Here is a 6,880-nt window from a genome sequence, read left to right as displayed (position 1 = left end):
ATTTGAACCTTCGGATCAGGCCGCGCAAACGTTTGAAGCGGGCGAAACCAGATAAGTTGGCGGTTCCAGCACGGGCCAATCAAGTTTGGTCCCAATAATTTACAGGGGGATTTCATGTCAGATCAACTGGAGGATGGCAGGCGGTTCAGAACGCTTAACATACTTGATGATTTCAACCGCGAGGGGCTAGCTATTGAAGTGGATTTCTCTCTTCCCGCACTGCGGGTGGTGCGGGCGTTGAGCCAAGTGATTGAATGGCGAGGCAAGCCCAAAACCATACGTGTTGATAATGGACCGGAAAACATCAGTGAAACCCTGTTAAATTGGGCCAGATCTCAAGGGATCCAGATCCTGCATATTCAACCTGGAAAGCCGGCACAGAACGCCTATGTGGAACGTTACAACAGAACTGTCAGGCAGGAATGGCTGGATCAGACGTGCTTTGAAAGCATCGAACAGGCGCAAACGGAAGCCACAGACTGGCTCTGGACATATAACAACGAACGGCCCAACATGGCCATCGGCGGCATAACACCCGCCACTAAACTAAAACTGGCAGCATGACCCTACGCCAAAGCTCCTCCAAAAATGGGGGGAATACCGGCAGCTTCTTCCGGCTCTTTCAAGTTAACTTGTCAACACCTCAGTTTTCTTATGCCGGCCCGCTGGAGTATGTGCAGCGGCTCACAGGCTTATCTTAGATCAATCTTGAGTTCATTCATGATCGGGCAGTCCGGCCTATCATCGCCTGCACAGGCCGAAATAAGACGAGACAAAGTGCTATGCATCTCTTGCAAGAGCACCAGCTTCTCATCAATTGCGTTGAGGTGAGCCTGGGCAAGCTGCTTAACTTCAGCACTGGTACGGTTTTTATCCTCATAAAGGGCGAGCAGTGCGCGACAGCTTTCAATTGAAAAGCCTAGATGCCGTGCCCTGCCGATAAAAACGAGCTTATGCAAATCGGCTTCATCAAATTCGCGGTAGCCGTTCTCTGTTCTTTTGGGTTTCAAAAAACCAATATCCTCGTAGTAGCGAATTGTCTTGGCTTTTACCCCGGTGCGCTTTGCAACGTCGCCGATATTCAATTACCTCACCTCCTATAGGTTCGCTTTGGTTGGGCGATTGGATGCCAGACGAGGCTGCACCCAACGCAAACGCAGTGCATTGCTTAAAACAAAAAGGCTCGACAGTGCCATGGCGCCTGCTGCAATCACTGGAGAGAGCTGCGGGCCACCAAACACGTAGAGCAAACCGGCAGCAACCGGAATAAGCACTACATTATAAGAAAAGGCCCAAAACAGGTTTTCACGGATGTTGTTCAGTGTGCGACGGCTCAGATCAATTGCCTTGACAACATTAGCCATGTCTTGAGAGATCAACACAACATCAGCTGCTTCAATGGCCACGTCTGTGCCACTACCTATGGCAACCCCCACGCTAGCGGTTGCCAGAGCCGGCGCGTCGTTAATCCCGTCTCCGACAAAGGCAACTTGAGTGCCGTTAGCCTGCAACGTCTTTACTTCATTGGCTTTATCTGCCGGCAAAACTTCGGCAATGACGTGGTCAATGCCAACCTCGCTCGCTATCGCTTGTGCAGTTTGTTTGCTGTCTCCGGTAATCATAACTGTCTTCAAGCCGAGATCGTGTAATGCATTGATCGTTGCACGACTGCTAGGTTTTACTGTATCCGCAACGGCCATAATTGCTGCAAGTTCTCCGTTGATCGCCACATAGAGCGGGGTTTTTCCTTGCCGGGCAAAGCTCTGCCCTTGCGCGGCGTGAGCTCGCAAGTCAACGCCCTCGCGGATCATAAGGCGATCGGCGCCAACTAGAAGATTAAATGTTTCAACGCTGGCATGAACTCCATAGCCGGGAATGGCCACAAAATTCCGCGTTGGCAGCAGCTCGAGGCCGCGCGCTGCGATCTCTTTGAGGATTGCGCGCGCGACAGGATGCTCGGATTGCCTTTCAACGGAAGCCGTAAGGCGCAAGACCTCTTCCTCCTCAACTTGGGTGGTCAGGCAAACATCTGTCAGTGCCGGCTGGCCGACGGTTAAAGTACCGGTCTTATCAAAGGCTACGACTTTGCATTCTTGCAGTTTTTGCAAGGCGTCGCCTTTGCGGAAGAGCACGCCCATTTGCGCGGCTCGGCCCGTGCCCACCATAATTGATGTTGGTGTTGCCAAGCCCATTGCGCAAGGACAGGCAATAATGAGGACAGCCACAGCGCTTACCAAGGCATGCGTCAAGGCAGGCGCTGGACCAAACAGCAGCCAAAGAAAAAATGTGAGCAAAGCTGTTGCTAAAACCGCCGGGACAAACCAAGAGGTCACCTTGTCGACGAGCGCTTGAATTGGCAGTTTTGCACCTTGAGCTTGCTCTACCATTTCTATAATTTGCGAGAGCATTGTCTCGCTACCGACTTTTTCAGCCCGAAACACGAGCGCACCTGTCCCATTGATCGTCGCGCCGACAACTGTACTGCCCTTGATCTTTTTGTTGGGAGTTGGTTCGCCAGTTATCATGCTTTCATCCACGTAAGAGCTGCCTGAGAGAACTGTACCGTCAACGGCGATCCTTTCTCCAGGACGCGCATGAACCACATCACCCACGTCAATTTCTTCAATCAAGCATTCGCTCACTTGACCGTTTCGCTCTACCTGCGCTGTTTTGGGTTGTAGCCCTATCAGCTTGCGGATCGCGTCCCCGGTGCGGCCCTTTGCTCGAGCCTCCAGAGCGCGGCCAAACAAAACGAGCGCCACAATGACAGCCGCAGCCTCGTAGTAGACATGAGCGGCGCCTTCAGGCAGTGCTTGAGGGAAAAACGTCACCACGATAGAAAAAAGATAAGCAGCGCTTGTCCCCAATGCGACCAGAGAATTCATATCCGGCGCGCCTTTGAAGAGCGCTGGAATGCCTTTTGAGAAGAACCCACGGCCCGGACCAGCCAGAACCAATGTCGTAAGAGCAAGTTGTATGTAGTAGCTATTCTGAGCGCCAATCGTCTGTTCCGTAAACCTTTGCAGACTTGGGAACATATGGCCCCCCATCTCGATTAAAAACACTGGCAATGCGAGCAAACCGGCCAAGAATGCTCTTGCACCAACATTTCTCGCCCGGCTTTGACTGGCAAAGCTCGCAGGTGCAGGGCGCTGTCCCTTGGGCTTGGCGGGATATCCGGCATGGGTAAGCGCCTGCGCGATGGAAGAGGGTGTTTGTGCGCCAGCAAGATAACGAACACTTGCGCTTTCCGCTGCCAGATTTACAGAGGCACTGACAACACCTGACAAGCTCAGAAGATGCTGCTCAACACGGCGAACACAGGAAGCGCAGGACATGTTTTCCACCTGCAATACGATCTCATCGATTATTGCCGGGTACCCCGCCGTGTCGAGCACTTTAACGATCTGCTTTGCAGAAAGGTCCCTGTTATGCTGTAACTGCACGGTCTCTGTAGCAAGATTGACCCCTGCGCTTTGAACCTGAGGAAGTGTGTTCAGCGTTTTCTCAAGCTTAGCAACACATGATGCGCAGTTAAGTCCAGAGACACGAAATTGAATTTGTCCTGAATTGCTCATTTTGATCACCATCGATGATTTAACTTGCGCGCACCCTAAGGCTTCCAGTTACTGGAATGTCAAGGCCGATTAAATGCAGTGGTTTTGATATGCTGCGGCTCTATGCCTCAACCTTCAACAAGGATGTGGGTATCCTTGGTAACCTATTGTTTTAAAGTGGTTTCCTGTTAATTTAGTGTTCTGATTTCTTGCCAAAAGTGTTAAGGCTGTCGTAGTTCTACCCCTACGCTATGGTGTTTCACTGGCGACTTAGTTAGATCTAGAAAATGCTAAAAGCTCTGGGCACCCTTATCGTGTCGCTTGTATTTGTCGTTACCGCGCTTGCCACACACCATCTCGGAGTGATGGCAGACCATTCTGGTGCGCCTAATGAAGTCGCGCAAAGCGCGCATGCGGACGTGGCTGAAGAAGCTATGTACACGGCTGGCTGCTGCCACCACGATAATGCGCAGGTACTATCTGAGTGCAATAAGCTCTGCAGCGCTCTACCTCAACAGCTTGGCACCCTTGTCTTTTTAAGCAAGGTTTCGCATTCTGACCCGCAACTGCAAACCCTTCATTCTGTTTGCTCCATTGGCTTGTTACGCCCGCCGATCTCAGCTTGAGACGCATCACGGCTTTTGCAGCTGTGCCAATAGTTGAATATCTTGACACTCTCTCAATGCTGAATGGAAGAAAAGCAATGAAACGCGTTGTTCTTGCTACACTTATTGCGACACTTAGTGGCGTAGCCGCTTTAACACAAGCTCAGGCAGATCAAGCCTCTCACCTCACAATCTACAAAACTCCGTGGTGCGGATGCTGTAGTGCATGGGCAGAAAAACTTAAGGAAGCTGGGTTTTCTGTTGCCATCAATACGATGGAAGATCTTGATCTCATTAAGCAGCAACTGGGTATCACTGACGAGCTTGCAAGCTGCCATAGTGCGTTGCTTGATGGCTACGTCCTGGAAGGACATGTTCCCTTAGAGGCTATCGATAAGCTGCTGGACGAAAGGCCAAAATTAACCGGATTAGCAACCCCTGGCATGCCAGCGGGATCGCTCGGCATGGGTGAGCCGGATGCAGACACCTCCTATGTCGTCTATGGTTTCAAATCCGGTTCGACGCAGTACATTCCTTTCTACAAGGTTGGAAACTAGCTGCAATAGAGCTTAGTGACAGACTAAGCTCATTTTACTGCGCGTCGACCCAGTGGTCATATTCTAAGGAGCGATGTGACCACTGGGCAAATTAGTCCTTGGTTGTGTAGACAACCCTATTTCTGGCGGATCAATGCTATCTATGAGGATCTTGTAGTTCACTGATCGACCACCTTGTGTACCACGTTGCAATATACCTTGCTTGACCAATTGGTTGAGCTCGCGTGTGGCAGTGGCTGGTGAAGTTCCTGCGATTTTAGTGTAGGATTTAGCGCTAAGTCCATCTTTCAAACGCTCCGGGCCCATCTCAAAGAGTTTCCTCAAAACCTTTTTGCTACGTGCACTAATGATGTTTTGATACTTTAAAAAAAAATGGTTCCGCACCACAAGATACATCGCTTCTTTCTTGGCTTCCAAGGTCGCGCGAATGGTCATGTTTAAAAACCACTCAATAAAGGCTGTCGCATCAATATAACCATCCCATTTTTGACAGTAAAACGGTAGCCACTAAGTCATTGATTTTTGGTGGTCGAATTGCGGCGCCAACGACGATGTCAAATAAGCCGTCCTCGACTTGGATTATTTGACAGTGCCTTGTCTGTCTTTCATGATGCCCACTGCCTAGGCAAACAGAGCGGCTATCTGCGAGAATTCACTGAAGCGTTTACCGTTCCCATAGAGAGGGCATACCAGGTAGATCGGCCGCCGCCATGCCGAACCAGCATCCCTTTATCGACGAGAGACCGGAAAACAGCCTTTAAGGTGTTTGGACTTGCGCCGTATTCCCTGACCATATCGCGGTTGGTGACGCGGCCATGTTGGCGGGCGTAATCTAGGATCATGACAGCCAACTCTGGCAATTCGGCCAGGGCGCGCTCTTCTCGTTCGACCTTCACAGCCAGACGGCGTTTTTGTTGTTGTAAGGCATGCATAAAGAACATCAACCACGGTTGCCAGTCTGGCTCTGCACTGCGGATTGTGGTCTGGGTCTGACGCAAGGCCAAATAGTAGGCATCCTTGCTGTTTTCAATCACGCTCTCAAGCGATGTATAAGGGACATAGGCATAACCCGCCTGCAACAGCAGAAGCGTAGTCAGGACGCGGCTCAAGCGGCCATTGCCATCCTGAAACGGATGGATTTCCAGAAGCACAACGGTGAATACGGCGACGATCAGCAGAGGATGAAGCCGATTCAGATCACGGGCGTCATTCAGCCACTTAACAAGCTCTCTCATGCGGTGTGGAGTATCGAATGGGCTGGTCGTCGCAAAGACAATTCCGACCATTTTTCCGGTTGCGTCAAAGGCTCCCACGTCATTCGGGACCGTTTTGTATTCGCCTCTGTGGCGTTCATCCTTGCCGCTGTAGCGCAATAGATCACGATGCAGCTGCTTGATGTGGTTCTCGCTGATCGGAATGTCTTCCCATGCCCGGAAAACTGTCTCCATGACTTCTGCGTAACCCGCGACTTCTTGCTCGTCGCGGCGGTCGAACTTCATGATCTCCAGCTTGTCTAGAAGCTGCTCGACTTCGCGGTCACTCAGCCTGCTACCCTCGATGCGGGTTGAGGACCCAATGCTCTCGATGGTTGCCACATGTCGAAGTGCCTGCAAGCGTTCGGGGGCAAGGCTCCCCAAGGCTCGCCATGCGCCTTTAAACTCGTCAAGCTCTGAAAGAAGAGCGAGCAATTCGGGTGTGATGTGAATCGTCTCGGTGTTAAGCATACCTGTTTATATACCTGAATAGGCCAGAATGCGCACCAGAATAAATACCCGTTTATACCTGATTATATCAACGGAGGCTGTTATGCAGAGGTTTCACAGAAAACGGTTTTGCTAAAATGGCTTCGGTACAAGTTTGAAGATTTACTGGCGTGATCGCAGCAGCATACTGTATTGACCCAGCAATTTCTGCTCAAGTTATGCCGCTAATTTGTATGCCTCGTTAGGTGTCTTCATTGCAAGCGCCTGATGAGGCCTCAAGCCATTATAAAACGTAACCCAATTAGCAATTGTTCGGCTGGCATGGATTAGGCTTTCGAAGCGTTGGCGATGAACGCATTGCTCCTTCAGCGACCGGATCAATCGTTCCATCATGCCGTTCTGCTGCGGACAATATGGTGTGATGAACTCTTGGCGCAGACCGTAGCTTCGGACCAGGG

General features: G+C 50.9%; 7 protein-coding genes and 1 pseudogene. 3 read left to right on the top strand and 5 right to left on the bottom strand.

From position 1 onward, the window contains the following. A pseudogene (locus AYK82_RS06075) lies at nucleotides 1-564 on the top strand (integrase core domain-containing protein); the annotation flags it as partial. A 128-nt stretch (nucleotides 565-692) separates the two neighbouring features. Here AYK82_RS06075 and cueR read toward each other — a convergent pair. Beyond that, nucleotides 693-1,085 (bottom strand): Cu(I)-responsive transcriptional regulator, encoded by a 393-nt coding sequence (gene cueR, locus AYK82_RS06070; RefSeq protein ID WP_068312732.1) that lies wholly within the window; start codon nucleotides 1,083-1,085, stop codon nucleotides 693-695. Nucleotides 1,086-1,097: 12 nt separating this feature from the next. Beyond that, nucleotides 1,098-3,578 carry a heavy metal translocating P-type ATPase gene (locus tag AYK82_RS06065; RefSeq protein WP_068312738.1) on the bottom strand — a complete coding sequence of 827 codons (2,481 nt, stop codon included), beginning with the start codon at nucleotides 3,576-3,578 and terminating at the stop codon, nucleotides 1,098-1,100. A gap of 266 nt (nucleotides 3,579-3,844) precedes the next feature. On the opposite strand from AYK82_RS06065, the gene AYK82_RS06060 reads away from it, so the two are divergent. Beyond that, nucleotides 3,845-4,183, top strand: coding sequence for a hypothetical protein (locus AYK82_RS06060; RefSeq protein WP_068312726.1), 339 nt, complete (start codon nucleotides 3,845-3,847; stop codon nucleotides 4,181-4,183). Nucleotides 4,184-4,260: 77 nt separating this feature from the next. Further along, nucleotides 4,261-4,719 carry a DUF411 domain-containing protein gene (locus tag AYK82_RS06055; RefSeq protein WP_082733786.1) on the top strand — a complete coding sequence of 153 codons (459 nt, stop codon included), beginning with the start codon at nucleotides 4,261-4,263 and terminating at the stop codon, nucleotides 4,717-4,719. Nucleotides 4,720-4,782: 63 nt separating this feature from the next. Here the strand turns inward: AYK82_RS06055 and AYK82_RS06050 are convergent, their stop codons facing one another. From AYK82_RS06050 to AYK82_RS06040, 3 genes are all read right to left on the bottom strand, one after another. Continuing rightward, nucleotides 4,783-5,154: a Fic family protein gene (locus AYK82_RS06050; protein WP_068312723.1), complete on the bottom strand. Its 372-nt coding sequence runs from the start codon at nucleotides 5,152-5,154 to the stop codon at nucleotides 4,783-4,785. A 203-nt stretch (nucleotides 5,155-5,357) separates the two neighbouring features. Next, nucleotides 5,358-6,443, bottom strand: a complete 1,086-nt coding sequence (locus AYK82_RS06045; RefSeq protein ID WP_068312720.1) for a Fic family protein — start codon at nucleotides 6,441-6,443, stop codon at nucleotides 5,358-5,360. Nucleotides 6,444-6,638: 195 nt separating this feature from the next. After that, nucleotides 6,639-6,880, bottom strand: a 242-nt coding sequence (locus AYK82_RS06040; RefSeq protein ID WP_156453274.1) for an integrase core domain-containing protein, incomplete at its 5' end; no start/stop codon positions are given.

Origin of the sequence: Polycladidibacter hongkongensis (assembly GCF_001561995.1) — a bacterium.
Taxonomy (GTDB): Bacteria; Pseudomonadota; Alphaproteobacteria; order Rhizobiales; family Stappiaceae; genus Pseudovibrio; species Pseudovibrio hongkongensis.
Note: the sequence above shows the minus strand (reverse complement) of the source record. Positions and strands in the feature narration are given on the sequence as shown.